We start from the raw sequence: 15,472 nt of genomic DNA on the forward strand, positions 1-15,472 counted from the left end.
GGGCCGATTCCCCTACGCCCTGGCGGTGGGTTCTTCAAGTCCAGACAAGACCGGGAATCTGAAAATTCGTCGAACAGACACTTGACGCCGGCGGCGCATTTGGCCGGACGCTCATCGCCGTGCCCTACCTCAGACCTTCATATCCCTTGTCGGCGTAGCAGGCGATTGCCCGTTGGGTGAGGGCGTCGATAATGCCGTGCTCGCGGGCTGCGGTCAGCGGGTAGTGCCGGCGGGGCCCTGATCAGCTCGCCGTGCGGGTCGGTGAGGAACTGGAAGTTCACGCCGTGCCGGCGATGCTTTCCGGAGTAGAACAGCCGGTCGTTGTCACCTGCGGGCCGGTCGGTGGGCACCAGCGTTCCGTCCAGGATGATGTAGGCCTTGCGCTGGGCGGTCCGCATGGCTCGGCGTAGGTCGGGGGCCAGGTCGGAGAGTAGATCGATCACCTCGGTGACGTAGCGGTGTGCGGTGGCCACGCCTACGCCGAACGCCGCCGCGAGGCCGGCGAAGGTGTCGTCGCGGCGCGAGTGCACCAGCACCAGTAGTGCCCGGCGACCGGCAGGCAGACGTCGCCATCGTGATCCGAGCTCGCTCGGTGGGTGCGGATGAGGTCGGCCACGAAAGCGCAGGCCGAGCGGGACAGATCGAGCGCAGCACGGTAGAACGGCATCGGAGCTCCCGGTGGTCAAGATCGTCGCAAATCTCGATTTACCAGGAGCTCTTTCATCGCCCGTGTGGCCATGCGGACCGCAACCGGGCTGTGATCAGCAAGATGCCGTTCCGGCGAACTCGGCAGAGCGGCGAGGCGGCGGCGCTCAACGGACTGGGCGAGACCGCCCTCGCCATGAACGACCCAGCCCAGGTCGTAGCCGACCACACCGCCCCCTGCAACCGGTGCGGAAGACCGGCGACCGGGTCCAAGAGGACCGCGCGAACGAAGGCCTGGCCCGCGCCCGCCGTCCGTCTCAGACGGCCCAGACGTCCTGAAGCTACGGCGAGCCGCCTGCCGAACTGTCTGCGTTGTGCTGATCAACGCGACTGGTCGAGCGCCGGCATCCGGGCGACCGCCGCCCCCTGCGACATGCCGACCAGGTGAGCGGGCTCCAGGCCGAGCGCGCCGATCAGTTCGGCGGCGTCGGCGCCAGGTCGCGCAGGTCGTGCGGGCCTCAGCCGCCTCGCGGTCGCCGACGGGCCGGGCACGGCGGGCGGCCAGACGGCGGATCCACGTCAGTCCGGCCGGCGGCCATTGCACCCTGCAACACCCAACCTTGAGTGGGTGTCGAAAGAACCGTTGATCTCTGGCCAGGACGTTGGGGCGCGCGGGCCGGGGGGCCCTCGTGAACCGCGGTCAGAATGTGGCGATCGGATTCACCGGGCTGCCGGACGTACCGGCGAAGCGGACCGGCGCGACTGCGAGGTGGAAGTCCCACTGGCCGAGCTCGGCGGCCGTCGTCGCACACCCCTCCAGGTCGCAGTTGTCCAGCAGCCACAGACCCATCGCAACCAGGCTCACGGCGTGAACCGGCATCAACACGTCCTGGTACCCCGACGGCTGAACGTCCTGGGGGGTGTCAGCGCCGATCAGCGCGACCTGACGTTCGTGCAGCCACGGCAGGCAGGAGGCGTGCCAGCCGGCCTGCGTGAAACCGCCGGCCTCACCGGCCTCGTGCCGGACGCGGCCATAGCCGGTCCGCAGGAGCACCGCATCACCGGATCGCACCCGCACACCCTGGCGACGCTCGGCCTCCTCCAGATCGTCGGGAAACACACCCTGCCCCGGCTCCAGCCATGGCACATCGCGGACCCTGGCAATGTCCAGCAGGACACCACGGGTGATGATCCCGTTGGCCGCCGCCGTGATGGCCGCCCACGCCGATCCCGTTGCGGCCTCGACCAGCGAGTGCGACCGCCCGTTGTACATCGTGCCGTCCCAGAAGATGTGGCACGGCGAGTCGACGTGGGTGAGGGTGTTGCCGTGGAAGGTGATGCCGAGCCGCTCGGTCGAAAAGCCCCAGCGCCGGTCGTTGCGGAAACCGGGCGCCGGCATGTTCTCGGCACCCGGCATGTCGGCGGCGCACGGGCACGTCGTGGTCGACCGTTCCATGTCCTCCGGTACGGCGACCTCCCATGCGCACGACACGCTCCTGCCGTGACGCACGGCCCGCGCCGCCGCCAGCCGGACGTCGTCGGTGATGTGGTTCAGCGTGCCGAGCTCGTCGTCGTCGCCCCACCGTCCCCAGTTCGACAGCGTGTTGAAGTACCCGAGCACGTCGTCCTGTGTGGGCATCGGTCGCCCTGCCGTCATCTCGGCATCGACTCCTCCAGTCACGCGGTCCGAGGCACCGCAGGCAGAGTATCCCGCCCTCTCCTTTGACGTGAACCGGTCGTCACAGCGTTGTTCCGGGGCGGGGGTGCTGGGTGAAGGTGCGGCGGTAGGCGGTGGGGGTGACTCCGACCTGGATGGTGAAGTGGCGGCGCAGGTTGGCGGCGGTGCCCAGGCCGCTGCGCTCGGCGATGCGGTCGACGGGGAGGTCGGTGGCCTCCAGCAGGGTCCGGGCGTGGTCCAGGCGCCGGTCGAGTAGCCATCGCAGCGGGGTCGTTCCGGTGGCGGCAGTGAAGCGCCGGGCGAAGTGCCGCGGGCTCATCCCCGCCCTGCGCGCCAGCTCACCGACCGTCAGGGGACGCTCCAGATGCTCGGACGCCCACTGCAGCACCGGGCCGAGGCCCGCGTCATCGGTCACCGGCACGGCGTGGTCGATGTACTGCGCCTGGCCGCCGGGACGGTGCGGGGGGACGACCATGCGGCGCGCCACCTGGTTCGCGATCCGTGCGCCGAGGTCCCGGCGGAGGAGATGCAGGCACAAGTCGAGGGCGGCGGTGCGTCCGGCACTGGTGAGGACGTCGCCGTCGTCGACGTACAGCACCGAGGGGTCGAGGCGTACCCGCGGATGGCGTCGTTGGAGGGTCTCGGCGTACATCCAGTGCGTGGTCGCGCGCCTGCCGTCCAGGATTCCGGCGGCCGCCAGGGCGAAGGCGCCGGTGCACAGGGACACCATACGCGCGCCCGTCCGGGACGCCTCCGCAAGGGCCTCGGTCAACGCCGACGGCAGTGGACGGCCGGACAGCACGTACTCGTACGGCAGCGCGGGGACGATCACCGTGTCCGCGACGGCCAGTTCGTCCAAACCGTGGTCGGCTTGGACGCGGAAACCGAACTCCGAGCGCACGACGCCTCGCCGCGTCCCGCACAGCCGCAGCTCGTACCAGGGATCGGCCAGGTCGGGACGCGGCGAGCCGAAGACCTCACCCGCGAGACCCAGCTCGTACAGGGGCGTGTCGTTGAGCAATACGAGGGCGACGGAGCCGGTCTTCATGCGTCATGGAGCCTATGGCAGGAATCGTTCGCTACGTGGCGGTCCTGCCACTCGTGGCGATCTGGCCGGTGCTGACAGCCTGAATGCGCCCTGGACGACCTGGAATGCAGAGGAGATGCGGTGATCGGCGAACGCCACTCGACGATGGACGACACCTGGCCCGTTGTGGAACTGCGGCAGTACACGTTGCGTCCTGGCGCCCGCGAGGTGCTGATCGAGCTTTTCGATCGGGAATTCGTGGAGACCCAGGAGGCCGTGGGCATGCGGATCATCGGCCAGTTCCGCGACGAGGACAACCCGGACCGGTTCGTCTGGCTGCGCGGATTCCGCGACATGACCTCCCGCGGCGAGGCGCTGACCGCCTTCTACCTCCAAGGGGACGCATGGAAGGCCCACGGCGGGACCGCCAGCGCGACGATGCTCGATTCGACGAACGCCCTGCTCCTGCGTCCGGTCGCCCAAGCCGCCGGTTTCGGTCTCCCGGACCGCAGGCCGCAGGCAGGGGCCACCGCGCTTCCCCCGTCCCGGTTCATGGCGACGATCTGGCATCTCGACGCACCCGTGGACGACACGTTCGTCCGCTTCTTCGACGAGCGGGTGAGGCCGGTGCTGACCGGCACCGGCGCTCACCCGGTCGCCCGCTTCGAGACGGAGCCGAGCGAGAACACCTTTCCGCGTCTGCCCGTCCGCGAAGGCGAGAACGTGTTCGTCTGGTTCGCGGCCTTCGAGGACGGTGACCGGCGCCGTGCCCACCTCGACCGCCTCGCGCGATCTGCCGCGTGGAACGAGGAGGTCCTGCCTGAACTGTCGGCCCGGCTCTCACGTCCCACGCAGCGGCTGAACCTGGCACCGACGGCCCGATCGCTTCTCCGCTAGCGCTGTGCTTGCCGAGAACTACGTCCGTGCAGGTCAAGCGGCATGTTCGTCCTCGTTGAGGATTCCGCCCGGACGTTGTCTTCCTCCTATGTCCAGCCTGGGCATTCGGTCAGGGCGGGCGATCGGTGGAGGCAGCGGCTTCATTGGCCGGGCGTTGGCGGATGCCTTGATCAGACCGGTGTGAGTTGTAGAAGGTTTCGAACTCGCGGACGGCATGGAGCAGGTGCCGCTGGTTCCAGATCAAGCTCCGGTCGAGCAGCTCGCTGCGACAAGTTCGCCCCACCGCTCCATCACCGCACAAACCCGGCCCACGCGGCCGCGGAACGCTCGGGTTCCGGATCGATCCCGGCGTCCTTGAGGATCCCCCAGACGGTCGAGGCGGCCACCCTTGACACCGAGCACCAGCAACTCACCGTGCACCCGCCGGCACCCCCGACTCGGGTTCTCCCACACCAGGCCAAGGACGAGGGCCCGAATGGAGCAAACGGCCGGTGAGCGGCCCGACCGCCGGGGTTTCGAACGGGCAGCGCGCCGGCCGGCGGATCAGGTCGCGGTACCAGCGCAAGACCGTGTCCAGCCCTACCAAAAGCCGTATCCGCCGCAGCGCCCCGGGGCGGCGACCAGTGCAGCAACGCCACCAGCAGCCCGCAGTCGACCGCAGTGAACGACACCCTCTTCCCGCCAAGCTGGCGCCAAACCGCGCGGCTGAACCACCACAGGCCGACGAAGTTGCTCTGCCCCTCGAACGAGATGAACTGCCGCACCGGCCGCACCCGCTCAAACCGAACATCCCACACCAGCGGCAACGGCCCGCGGCGCTCCGCACCATCCTGATCGAGGAACCTGATCTCCAGACCACCGGCCCAGGCCGCATTCACCGCCCCAGGCCGCCCCCAAAGACATCGGCGACTCCCTCAACAGTCCGGTGCGCCAACAGCACCGGGCTAATCGCTGCGCCGGACGGCGAACCGCAGGTCGGTGACCTGACCAGAGGTCGCGACCAAGGTCCGCTCAAGGGAGACTGGGCCGAAGTCCAACACGTCGATGAGGCGGATGCCGTCGCCCAGCAAGACCGGCACCAGATGGACCACGATCTCGTCGAGCAGGCCGGCACGCAGGCACTGCACCGCGAGGTTGGCCCCAAAGACGATGACACTCTTGCCAGATGCTGCGCTAGTGGCCGTCGCGACAGCCTCGCTCAGACCACCTGACAGGAAGGTGATCGCCGGATGGTGATCGGCACCGGGCGGGTGGTGCGTCAAGACGAATACCGGCCCCGCCCACTGCCCTCCATAGACCCCCTTGTAACCATCGAACTTGCGAACAGCAACGTCGTACCAGCGGCGACCGCCGAGGATCGCTCCGGCATTCTGCAGCACCTCGTCAGCGACGGCGCTGCGCTGCACCTCGACGTCGCGGGTGTTCCCACCGCCATCGCTCCACTGGGCGACCACCCAGTCCATCGAATCGTCCCGCCCGGCAATGAAGCCATCCAACGACATCGTCACATGCCATATCACGCTGCTCACACGTCACCTCTCTTTTGAGCCAACAACGGACGCTCCAGCATCACCCTGGACGAGAACACGACGTCCAGGCCACCAGCCCAGACCGCATCCGCCCCGGCCGCCCAAGGACATCAGCCGCCCTCCACCAGAGTCCGCTGATCAAAACCAGACCATAACGCCACCAACCGATCAATACCTCAAATCCGCTGACAAGGATCAAGGGTCTACGGAGGCCTCAACCCGCGCAAGGGCCTCTCGCATTCGTGGGCCGACGTACAGGACCGGCTGAGCGACACAGTGTTCCGGGCAATGGTGCTTCTAACACCGGACGCCGAGAAGTTTTTTACCGCGCGGCTCGCAGGCATCGCTGAGCGCTCCGGCGTGCCCGCGTGACCTGGGGCGGGCTCTCACCCGGCCGTCTTCACCCAACCTCGTGCTCATCGACGTGGAAGCCCGCCGGAATCGACCGGTTCCGGTGATGATCTGTACATGGTGGAGGTCTGGGCGAGCTGGGGCCGGGTCATCGTCACCTCGGCTCTGACGCTGCCACTGTGCACCCTCCTGATCTGGTGGCGGGCGACGACCGTTCGTGACGCGGTGATCGATGGCGGCACCCGATCGCGGAGGTCGGCACGGTGGCCGGGACGCTGCCGTGGCTGTGGATGGTCATGACCCCGGCCAGCGGACAAGGGGGTGCGGGGGTCCCGCTCGTCGACCTGTACGCCGTGCTGCACGACTCCTTCACCCTGGCCCTCGTCCAGATCGGCGGGAACCTGCTGGTCTTCGAGGCCCTCGGCTTGTTCCTGCCGATCCGGTCGCCACTGGGGTGCGGCGGGGTCGCGGCCGCCTCCACGACCTGCCGCATGGGGCCACCACGATCCTTCTCCGCGCGGGTTCACGCGCCGCCATCACCGATCCGCCACTGGAAGGTTCATTGTGTGCGGGAGGTCAGTCCGGTGCGCGGATGAGTTCATCGCGCTTGTCATCACTGGGCTGATTTCACCGGGCCGGGCACAGTGCCTGGCGGACGGCCTGGTCTTGGAGGTTCTTCAGTGCCTCGCCGATCGGTGTCGGGATCTCGTTGCCGTTGGAGTCCGCCTGCTGGTAGCCGCTCAATGTGAGGACATAGGTGAAATGGCGTCGGCCGTCGTCGCTGACCAGTACATCGGCCTGGGTGCCGGCGAAGGCTCCGTTGTGGCCCCAGAATTGTCCGCAGCCGGGGATCTCGTGCTTGATCAGGCCGAGGCCGTACCCACGCATGGTGGTACCGGGCGGAGGCTCGCCGGGCGGGGGGACGACCTGTTTCATCTCGGCGAGCTGTGCCGGGGGCAGCAGCCGTCCGCCCAACAGGGCGCGGAAGAAGATGGCGAGGTCGGACGGGGTCGAGAGCAGGGCGCCGGCGGTGGAGTCCCAGCGCATCCGGAAGACGGAGTATTCCCCGGTGATGTGCTGGGCGTCGCGTCCCGTGTATGCCTTGGCATGTGCCCGGGGGATGTGAGCGCGATCGCCGAGGAAGAATGTGTGCTTGAGTCCGGCTCGTCTGATGACGTGCTCGGCGATGTATCGCTCGGCGTCCTGGCCGGTCACCTTCTTGATGATCATGCCGATCAGGATGTAGTTGGTGTCGGAGTACTCTTGGCGTTTTCCCGGTTGGGTCGTGGGCGGCTTGGCCAGCCCGATCCTGGCCGAGTCCTCGGGCTGTAGCCGGGAGAACCGGAGCGCTTCCAGCCTGGCGCGTCGTTGCTCGTCCGCGTCGGGGCCGGGTGGCACATCGAGGTAGCCGTACTCGGCGATGCCGCTGGTGTGGTTGAGCAGCATCCGTACCGTGATCTTTTGGCCTCGTTCTCCGGGAACCACTGTCGGCAGGTATCTGCGCACCGGTGCGTCGAGGTCGATCTTTTTCTGGGCGGCCAGTCGCAGCGCCGCGGTGGCGGTGAAGGTCTTGGTCACGCTCGCCACCCGGTGCGGGTAGTCGGGGCGCATCCGGCGGCCGCTGCGTAGGTCGGCGACCCCGGAGGCGCGGTTCCACGTCCATTCGCCGTTGCCGGCGGATGCCATCACCCCGGGCATACCAGCGGCATGAACGGCGTCCAGGGCGCGGGTCAGTGTGTGGGACGTGCCGTCCGGCCGGTGCGCTGGAACAGGACTCCGAGGTTCCAGAGCGTCGGCCACCGGGGTGGTGGCCGACGACATCAGCGCCACCGCGGCCAACGCGGTGGCCGTGGCCGTGCCGCGCCGACGATACGACTTGCTCATCTTGATGACCCCTTTGCGAGTCGACTGGTGATGTGGATCGAAGTGAGTGGCCGCAGGAGCGGGTCGGCAGCGGGCTAACAGTGGCCGCAAGAACCGCACTGGCCGCGGCGGCGGAGGTAGTACGCGAGGGTCGCGGCGCCCAGGGCGGGGCCCCACAGCGTCCACAGCTGGTTGGGCACGGAGAGCACGAGGTCACCGATGCCGCCCGCGCCGTCGGGTCGGTGACCGAGAATCAGGCCGCGGTTGAACATCAGGCCCGCCTCCGTCACGATCACCGTGACCAGCGATGCGGGGACGATCGCCGTGCGGGGCCGTACCGGCTTGCCGCGCAGGTACGGGATCCAGCGCGGGTAGACCTCGCCCCAGCGCTGGACGAGGCCGAGCGTGAGAACCGCACCCGCCGCCCCGAACGTCGCCAGCCCTGCACCGGCCCACCAGATACCGGGAGATTCACGCGCCTCCCGCTGGATGCCCTCGGTGGCATAGCCGAGCGGGATGGACAGGGCGACGGCCCAGCGGGTCAGCGCGTACATCAGGGGGACCGCGACCGCGACCCCGACCGCCCAGCGTCCCCACCGGGCTGCGCTGGCGGGTGTCGTCCATCCGGTCGAGGTGTCCCCGGCTCGGCCGCAGGCACCGCACGTGCCACGTTCCCGACGCCGGTAGGCGACCGCCGCGGCCGCCCAGGCCAGCCCGCCGCCGATCAGCAGGAACTGGTTGAGAACCGGCCATTCGAACATGCCGGGTCCGAAGAATTCGACTCCCTTCGGCCAGTCGAACAACAACCGGCCGACCAGGAACACCGGCGTACGACCCACCGCCGCCAGCGGTCGGTAATCGGGAATCACCAGGGTCAGTGTCACCGCCGCCGTCCAGGCCAAGCCCAGCAGCGCCGCAGCGGGAAGCCCTCGCAGCCGAGTGCGCGCCATCAGCGTCGCCGACAGCCCACCAATCAGCCCCAAGGCGGCGATCACCGGTGCGGCAACATCCCGACTGGCCGACTCAAGGATCGATGTCCGCGCCCCGAGCGGGTCGCCCACCGTGCCGAATGGGAAGCCCGCACCGCCGAAGCACCAGTACAACCCGAGCATGCAATACAGCAGCGACCAGCCTGCCGCCACGTACGCGGCCCATGCAGGCCAGCGGGACCACATCCCGGATGAGCCGGCAGCCGTGGCCGACGCGCGCCGCGCCGAGGCCGGCGAACGAGACGCGGTCAGATCTTCTGTGCTCCTCATGACTCAACCCTCGGTGGCCGGCGATGCGAACCACCATCTGCCGTTCGGGAGGTTCCAGGTCCGTGTTCGGCGGCCATTTCCCCCGTTCGGGGGAGGGGGCGGCGTTTACCGTCGGGCTACTCTCGGGCCTGTGCGAGACCGACTTGCGTGGTGGCGTCTGCATGCTCGGCCCAAGATCGCGTGGATCGCGGGTTCGGTGGCCGCCGTGTCCACGGCGGCGACGGCCGCCGTCATCATCTTCAGGCCGGTGCTCGGTGACATCGCCCGGACGGAAGCCACGGTTGAGGCGGTGGCGCTCCTGACCCTCATCGCCATCGCGGTCCGCAGGGCGCCACGGCGTCAGGCGATCGTGTCCGGCACGTTGCTGGGCGTCGCGGTCAGTGTGTGGGTGTGGCGATTCGATGACGGGACGTCGCCGTCGAACCTGTTCCATGCGGTGGCCTGGAGCGGGCTCTGGACCATCTTCTCGATCGGAGCGGCACTCATCGGCGGTTACCTGCGGTGGACAGACGCGCGCGGCCGACGCGCGCTGGCGCACTCCCGCCAGGCCGTGCGATTGGAGATAGCCCGAGATCTGCACGACTTCGTCGCACACGACATCAGCGGAATCGTGATGCAAGCCCAGGCGACCCGGTTCGTCACCGGCAACGACCTCGATCGAGCGCTCGCCGCGCTGAAACGGATCGAGGTGACCGGACTTCGGGCCCTTGCGTCCATGGACCGGACCGTGCACATGCTCCACGACCCCGACGCCGCCGACCTCCGTATGCCGATCCGGGAGACAACGGCGGCCGTCTCCGGCAATGCACGTGCACACGCACCGTTGCCGAGCCTCACGGATCTGTCCGAGCTGACCGAACAGTTCTCAGCAGCCGGGACGGCGACCGTCCAACTCGACCTCGACCCGGAGTTGGCCGCCTCTTTGCCGGGCGACCTGAGCGCCACGGCCTACCGAATCGTTTCCGAAGCACTGACGAACGTACGGCGCCACGCCCCTGCCGCGACCACGGTCACCACCACCATCCGGCCCTCGGACGACTCGGCGCTGGAGGTCACGGTCACCAACGACGGCGCCCCACCTGTCCGGGCCCCGATGCCGCGAGCCGATCGCCATGGTGGCTTCGGACTGGCCGGCCTCACCGAACGGGTACAGGCACTCGGCGGCACTCTGACCGCAGGGCCCTACCCCGATCAGCGCTGCGGTGCTCTCGACGGATGGCGTGTGATCGCCCTTCTGCCACTGACCATGTCAGATTCCGCGATCAGGTGAGGACCGCATGACCTCGTCAATGACCCGCATCCTGATCGCCGATGACCACGCCGATGTACGCGGCGGCCTGCGCCTCGTGCTGGACACCCAGCCCGACATGACCGTCGTCGGCGAGGCCGCCCACGGCGCGGCGGCGATCGAGATGGCCCGCCACCTGAGGCCCGACATCGTGCTCGCCGACATCCGCATGCCTCGCGTGGACGGGCTGGAGGTCACCCGCCGGCTCTCCGGACCGCAGGTATCCGACCCGATCCGCGTCATCGTCATCACCACCTTCGACCTCGACGACTACGTCCTCGGGGCGCTGCGCAACGGCGCCTGCGGATTCCTGCTCAAACGCTCCGGCCCCCTGCTCCTCATCGAGGCCGCACGCGCGGCCATGGCCGGAGACACATTGATCAGCCCGCAGATCACCATGCGGCTGCTCCGCCGCCTCACTCCGCCGGCGACCGCCGGCCGGCCCGACACCGACGTGCTGACCGCGCGCGAACTCGACATCGCCCGCGGCATCGCGCACGCCAAGACCAATGCGGAGATCGCCGCCGATCTGTTCATCTCACCGGGCACCGTCAAGACCCACGTCGCCACCATCCAGGCCAAACTCAACGCCCGCAACCGAGTCGGCATTGCCGCCTGGATCTGGGCAACCGGGGGAATATCAAGTTAACGGCAGACGAGGGCGAGCCGATCCGGGTGCGGGCTCGTAGCCGGGATGTGCCGGTCCCATGCCCGGGTGCTGTCGATACCGCCGCTGTTCTTGCGTGGTGCGAGCGAACCGTGGCGATCGCCCGGCCGACGGGCGGCCAGTGCCGGTGGAGGTGCGGGTGCCCGGCCGGAGGTCCAGCACCCTGGCGGCGCGGCTGCGCGAGCATCCCGGCGTCGAGATCGTCTGCCGGGACGGCGCCGACGCCGCGCACCAGGTCCTGCCCGCCGCCCTACAGGTCGAAGACCGCTGGCAGTGCGCCATGAGGCGCTGCGGTTCGAGCGGTACCGGTGGAGTCCGGTCAAGCGGATCCACATCTCGAAGAACGGCACGACCGCGACGCCCTCTGGGAGGATATGCGCCAGGACAACTCCCCCAGCACACCGCACTCTGGACCGACCTCACCCGCCGCGCCCCCGACGAAGTACGCACAGCCGCCGCCACCATGCTCGCGTTCTCCGGTTGGCTCGGCAGCAACGGCGCGAAGGCTTAAGTGCGCGCTGGATCAGGCCCCCCGACGGACCGCCGTACTCGATGGCGGCGCTGGTTGCGCCGTCGTTCAAGACGGCGTGAACCCCGCAGTCTGGGAGCGCATGCGCGCCCCCGGGACCGCCGGCAAGACCTTCACCCCGCCACCGGTCACCGGCACGGCCGTGATATCCCTGGCACCGGACTACGGCCGCCCGACCACAGAGCGCCCGGCCGATGAGAGGAGAACACGACATGGCCGAGACCATGCAACCCACGTGAGCCCGGCCGAGCACCGCATCGGCCGCCTGGTCGTTCCCGAACCCTTGGGCTTCCGCCCCGAGAAACGCATCGACTGAATCCACGACGTCGAGTTCGACGAGTCGCTCGACTCGAAGGAGCGGCGCGGATGACCGCGGCCGTGCCCGAGGGGCCTCCCACCGTGTCCAAGAACCGGGGTAGGCCCCGGGTGCGGGCCCTGCGAGGTGGGCGTATTGGTTCCCTCATGCTCGGCCGCGAATCTTCGGCCCGACGGCTCCCGCCCGGGATCGTGCACCTCTGCGCGCCACGCAGATGCCGAACCGAGCCTTGCTCAGCCGAGGGGGACGAACCCAGACCGGTACGCGCAGATTACCGCCTGGGTACGGTCCCGGACCTGGAGTTTGCCAAGGACCCGGACGACATGAGTCTTGACGGTCTCCAACGAGATGCACAGCTCGGCGGCGATCTCGGCGTTCTGCAGACCAGCCGCCATCAGCCGCAGCACTTCGCCCTCGCGTTCGGTCAAGTCGGGCAGTCCGCTGTTCGTTGCCGAGCCGGTGGTTTGCTTGACCAGGCTTCGGATCGACGACGGGAACAGGAGAGAGTCGCCGCGGTGCACGGTGCGGATGGACTCGGCGAACGAGTCGGGTGCCGCCCGCTTGAGGAGGAACCCGTCGGCCCCTGCTTCCAACGCCGCAGCGACATGCTCATCGTGCTCGAATGTCGTGAGCACGAGCACCTTGACCTCGGGATGATGCTTGAGGATCTGGCGGGTTGCCTGGATTCCGTCAAGGCGCGGCATCCGGACGTCCATGCACACGACGTCTGGCATCAGACTCCGCACCTTCGACACGGCTTCGGCACCGTCGGCTGCTTCTCCGGCGATTTCGATGTCGCCGCCGTCGAGCAAGCCCCGGAGGCCCGCGCGGACCAAGTGGTCGTCGTCGACCAGAAGTACCTGGATCCGGCGTTCACTCATCTATCGGACAACTCCCTTGGTGGTCAGAGGCAGACTCACCTGCACCTCCCAGCCCTCGGGCACCTCACCAGCGGACATCCGGCCGCCCAACAGACGCACGCGCTCGCGCATGCCGACGATGCCATGGCCGTCCCGTCCAGCCCCGCGCCGCCATCGCCGCCCGACGCGGGTGCCATTGCGCACGGTGATCTGCAACTCTCGGTCGGACTGGGTCAGCGCCACTTCGATCTCTGAGCCCGAAGCATGGCGGATCGCGTTGGTCAGCGACTCCTGCACAATCCGATACGCCTCGCGCGAGACGATCGCCGGCAACCTGCCGGCGTCGACATCCAGGCCAGCAACGGTGATCGCTGCGCTTGACCCGCGCTCGGCCGCGACGAGAAGGTCGTTGAGAGCGGTCAGGTCAGCGGCCGTGTGCGATCTGGTCACTTCATTGCGGCCGCGGAGCATCCCCAGCACGGAGTCGAGGTCGGTCAGAGCGCGTTTGGCCGCCTCCTCTACCGCACCCAGGCCCTGTTCGACTGCGTCCGGGTCGGTCCGCACCCGGCGATGCGCGGCCGCTGCCTGGAGCACGACCACGCTCAGGGCATGTCCGACACTGTCGTGTATTTCGCGAGCCAGGCGATTGCGCTCGACGAGTTCGGTGGTACGCCGTTCCAGGGCTGCGAGCCGCTCCTCGTGGGAGGCACCCAACAGCACCGGCGCGATCGCGACCAGAGCCTGCCCGCACAGAGCCAACGCGATCAGGTAGGTCACCAGCACAACGACGGCCGCGAGCACAAACAGGATGTCGCGCCAGTCGCCGCGCACCTGCAGCCAGGACACCCCGAGCAACTCGGTGCCGACTGACCGCCAAGGAGCCCCCAGGAATGCAGATCCGCACATGGCGCTTGCCACGCCACCGACCACGACGGCGGTGCCCGAGATGAAGTGGCACCAGAACCACGCACAAGCGCGCACCCGCCGTGCCCAGCCTGCTCCGGCTGCCGCCTCGATGTCATTTCTCAGCAGCACTCGCGTCGCGACGGCTTCTATCTCGCCCATCTGCGCGATCAGCCCGACCACCGTCGGCGGCGCCAAGTACACCACAGCTGTCAGGAACGCCTGCAACACCGGCGCGACGTCCCATTGCCGCACTACTCCGGCAACCATCAATTCCACGGTGAGGAATGCCAGCGCGATCGCGGAACCGCCCAACATGAACACGAGTTGCAAATCGGGTCGGGAACTCAACCACCGCGTTCTCCACGCGGGCGGCCGACCCCCCTCGTGGAGCCTCGTCATTGCCTCATCCTGACACCGCTGCCGGCCAATGCATCCCCCTTGAGGGGGAGACTCCTCTCCTGCGAATAGCCATGCCGAGCGATTCGCAATCGCGGTCCCTCGCGTGAGGGACCCGCCTCGTTCGCCGGTGGGATGTCGAGCAGTCCGCTCGAGGGCAGGCTCAAGATGATTATGACCATAGGAATCACCCGTCGCGAACGACCGCCGCTCACTTCGCTGCAGGCACCAGAGGTGGCCGCCGGGCCCCCAGCCCTGCAGATTCTCATATCTGGCTTCTTGCTGGGCGCGGCACATGAAGACCACCAGGCAGCCGGACCAGCGACGCGCACACGCAGGAGACCGCATCGTGATGCCCACTCAACCCAGGCAACCGACCTTCCGAACCGAGCTGGTTCCGACCTGGGCGAAGGTCGCCGCCTGGTCAGTTCCGCTGATCACGGTTCCTTCAATTGTTTGGCGGTTCGTGACCGTCATCGACAACGTCTTCGTCACTGGTGATGAGCCTTGCGGGACAGGGGGGATATGGGAACAGATTTACGTCCTGGCGGTGCTGCCGTCAGTCCAGCTTGGCCTCGCCCTCCTGACAATCGGCCTGGTCCGTCCGTGGGGAGAGGTCTTTCCACGATGGATCCCGGCTCTGGGAGGCCGCCGCGTGCCAGTGTCTCTTGCGGTCAGCGTCGCCGTCACGGGCGCGCTCGTCATCGCCGCGATCTGCCTCCAGACGGTGTTCGTGCCACCGGTCCCACAAGAGGACCTGCCGCCCGGATGTCGCCTGCTGGGATGGGACACGCTCCGGTGGTACCTCCCGATGGTGCTGTGGCCGCCGCTGCTGCTGGCCGTCACCTGGCACTACCGACAGCGCCGCCGTTGTGAAGAGGCGCGAACTCCCTCCCCTGTGGGGTCGCCCGGTGAAACTCCGCTGGATGAGTGAGCGAGGAGGGGCGAGAATGATCTACGGCGCTACGCGACCTTCACGTCGGCCAGACGCCGGGCGATGACCGCCGTCGTCATCGTCGGCGGCGTCGCCGTCTCGCCAGGAGGGCATAGCCGGGGCAGAAGGCGACTTCACAGCGGCGCACCTCAGCAAACTCAACGCGCAAGAACCGGTCAGCCGGTTTCAACGCTCGAGTTCATGCTCGCAGCGCAATAGGTCCGGCCGAGGACAGACCGTGCGAGATCTCCGCGTGCCCATCTCCGAGCGTGGATGTATGGAGGTCGACAAGGTGCAGGCGCTGGTGGCAGGCGTGGAGATTCTGCC

The 15,472-nt window shown here is 68.3% G+C and carries 15 protein-coding genes; 6 read left to right on the forward strand and 9 right to left on the reverse strand.

Annotated elements, in window-relative coordinates; genetic code table 11:
- Positions 1-137 precede the first annotated feature (137 nt).
- The 4 genes from ACTWPP_RS41735 to ACTWPP_RS41750 all read right to left on the reverse strand — a co-directional run bounded on the left by ACTWPP_RS41735 (position 138) and on the right by ACTWPP_RS41750 (position 3,371).
- On the reverse strand, positions 138-686 hold the full coding sequence (locus tag ACTWPP_RS41735; protein WP_443110011.1) for a transposase family protein: 549 nt from the start codon (positions 684-686) through the stop codon (positions 138-140).
- Between the two features lie 340 nt (positions 687-1,026).
- Positions 1,027-1,197, reverse strand: a complete 171-nt coding sequence (locus ACTWPP_RS41740) for a hypothetical protein (protein ID WP_443110012.1) — start codon at positions 1,195-1,197, stop codon at positions 1,027-1,029.
- Positions 1,198-1,345: 148 nt separating this feature from the next.
- On the reverse strand, positions 1,346-2,284 hold the full coding sequence (locus ACTWPP_RS41745) for a cyclase family protein (RefSeq protein ID WP_443110013.1): 939 nt from the start codon (positions 2,282-2,284) through the stop codon (positions 1,346-1,348).
- 100 nt (positions 2,285-2,384) lie between these two features.
- A complete protein-coding gene (locus ACTWPP_RS41750; protein ID WP_443110014.1) occupies positions 2,385-3,371 on the reverse strand; it encodes a GlxA family transcriptional regulator in 987 nt (328 codons plus the stop codon).
- A gap of 120 nt (positions 3,372-3,491) precedes the next feature.
- Here ACTWPP_RS41750 and ACTWPP_RS41755 point away from each other — a divergent pair, with 120 nt between their 5' ends.
- On the forward strand, positions 3,492-4,247 hold the full coding sequence (locus ACTWPP_RS41755) for an NIPSNAP family protein (RefSeq protein WP_443110015.1): 756 nt from the start codon (positions 3,492-3,494) through the stop codon (positions 4,245-4,247).
- Between the two features lie 944 nt (positions 4,248-5,191).
- Here the strand turns inward: ACTWPP_RS41755 and ACTWPP_RS41760 are convergent.
- The gene (locus ACTWPP_RS41760) at positions 5,192-5,776 is read right to left on the reverse strand and encodes a dihydrofolate reductase family protein (protein ID WP_443110016.1); all 585 of its coding nucleotides are present in this window, start codon (positions 5,774-5,776) and stop codon (positions 5,192-5,194) included.
- 614 nt (positions 5,777-6,390) lie between these two features.
- On the opposite strand from ACTWPP_RS41760, the gene ACTWPP_RS41765 reads away from it, so the two are divergent.
- Positions 6,391-6,723 carry a hypothetical protein gene (locus ACTWPP_RS41765; protein ID WP_443110017.1) on the forward strand — a complete coding sequence of 111 codons (333 nt, stop codon included), beginning with the start codon at positions 6,391-6,393 and terminating at the stop codon, positions 6,721-6,723.
- Positions 6,724-6,754: 31 nt separating this feature from the next.
- Here the strand turns inward: ACTWPP_RS41765 and ACTWPP_RS41770 are convergent, their stop codons facing one another.
- Both ACTWPP_RS41770 and ACTWPP_RS41775 read right to left on the reverse strand, forming a co-directional pair.
- Complete coding sequence (locus tag ACTWPP_RS41770; protein ID WP_443110018.1) at positions 6,755-8,011, reverse strand: serine hydrolase domain-containing protein; 1,257 nt, start codon at positions 8,009-8,011, stop codon at positions 6,755-6,757.
- Between the two features lie 74 nt (positions 8,012-8,085).
- Positions 8,086-9,132 carry a hypothetical protein gene (locus ACTWPP_RS41775; RefSeq protein WP_443110019.1) on the reverse strand — a complete coding sequence of 349 codons (1,047 nt, stop codon included), beginning with the start codon at positions 9,130-9,132 and terminating at the stop codon, positions 8,086-8,088.
- 313 nt (positions 9,133-9,445) lie between these two features.
- Between ACTWPP_RS41775 and ACTWPP_RS41780 the strand changes: the two genes are divergently transcribed.
- From ACTWPP_RS41780 to ACTWPP_RS41790, 3 genes are all read left to right on the forward strand, one after another.
- Positions 9,446-10,519, forward strand: a complete 1,074-nt coding sequence (locus ACTWPP_RS41780) for a sensor histidine kinase (protein WP_443110020.1) — start codon at positions 9,446-9,448, stop codon at positions 10,517-10,519.
- A 7-nt stretch (positions 10,520-10,526) separates the two neighbouring features.
- Positions 10,527-11,186, forward strand: coding sequence for a response regulator (locus ACTWPP_RS41785; protein WP_443110021.1), 660 nt, complete (start codon positions 10,527-10,529; stop codon positions 11,184-11,186).
- A gap of 298 nt (positions 11,187-11,484) precedes the next feature.
- Entirely contained in the window at positions 11,485-11,715 is a 231-nt protein-coding gene (locus ACTWPP_RS41790; protein WP_443110049.1) for a DUF4192 family protein, read from the forward strand.
- 567 nt (positions 11,716-12,282) lie between these two features.
- Here the strand turns inward: ACTWPP_RS41790 and ACTWPP_RS41795 are convergent.
- On the reverse strand, positions 12,283-12,930 hold the full coding sequence (locus tag ACTWPP_RS41795; RefSeq protein ID WP_443110022.1) for a response regulator: 648 nt from the start codon (positions 12,928-12,930) through the stop codon (positions 12,283-12,285).
- Positions 12,931-14,163: a sensor histidine kinase gene (locus tag ACTWPP_RS41800; protein WP_443110023.1), complete on the reverse strand. Its 1,233-nt coding sequence runs from the start codon at positions 14,161-14,163 to the stop codon at positions 12,931-12,933.
- 343 nt (positions 14,164-14,506) lie between these two features.
- Between ACTWPP_RS41800 and ACTWPP_RS41805 the strand changes: the two genes are divergently transcribed.
- Entirely contained in the window at positions 14,507-15,145 is a 639-nt protein-coding gene (locus tag ACTWPP_RS41805) for a hypothetical protein (protein ID WP_443110024.1), read from the forward strand.
- The last annotated feature ends 327 nt before the right edge of the window (positions 15,146-15,472 follow it).

This window comes from Actinomadura sp. 3N407 (assembly GCF_052245875.1).
Lineage (GTDB): Bacteria > Actinomycetota > Actinomycetes > Streptosporangiales > Streptosporangiaceae > Spirillospora.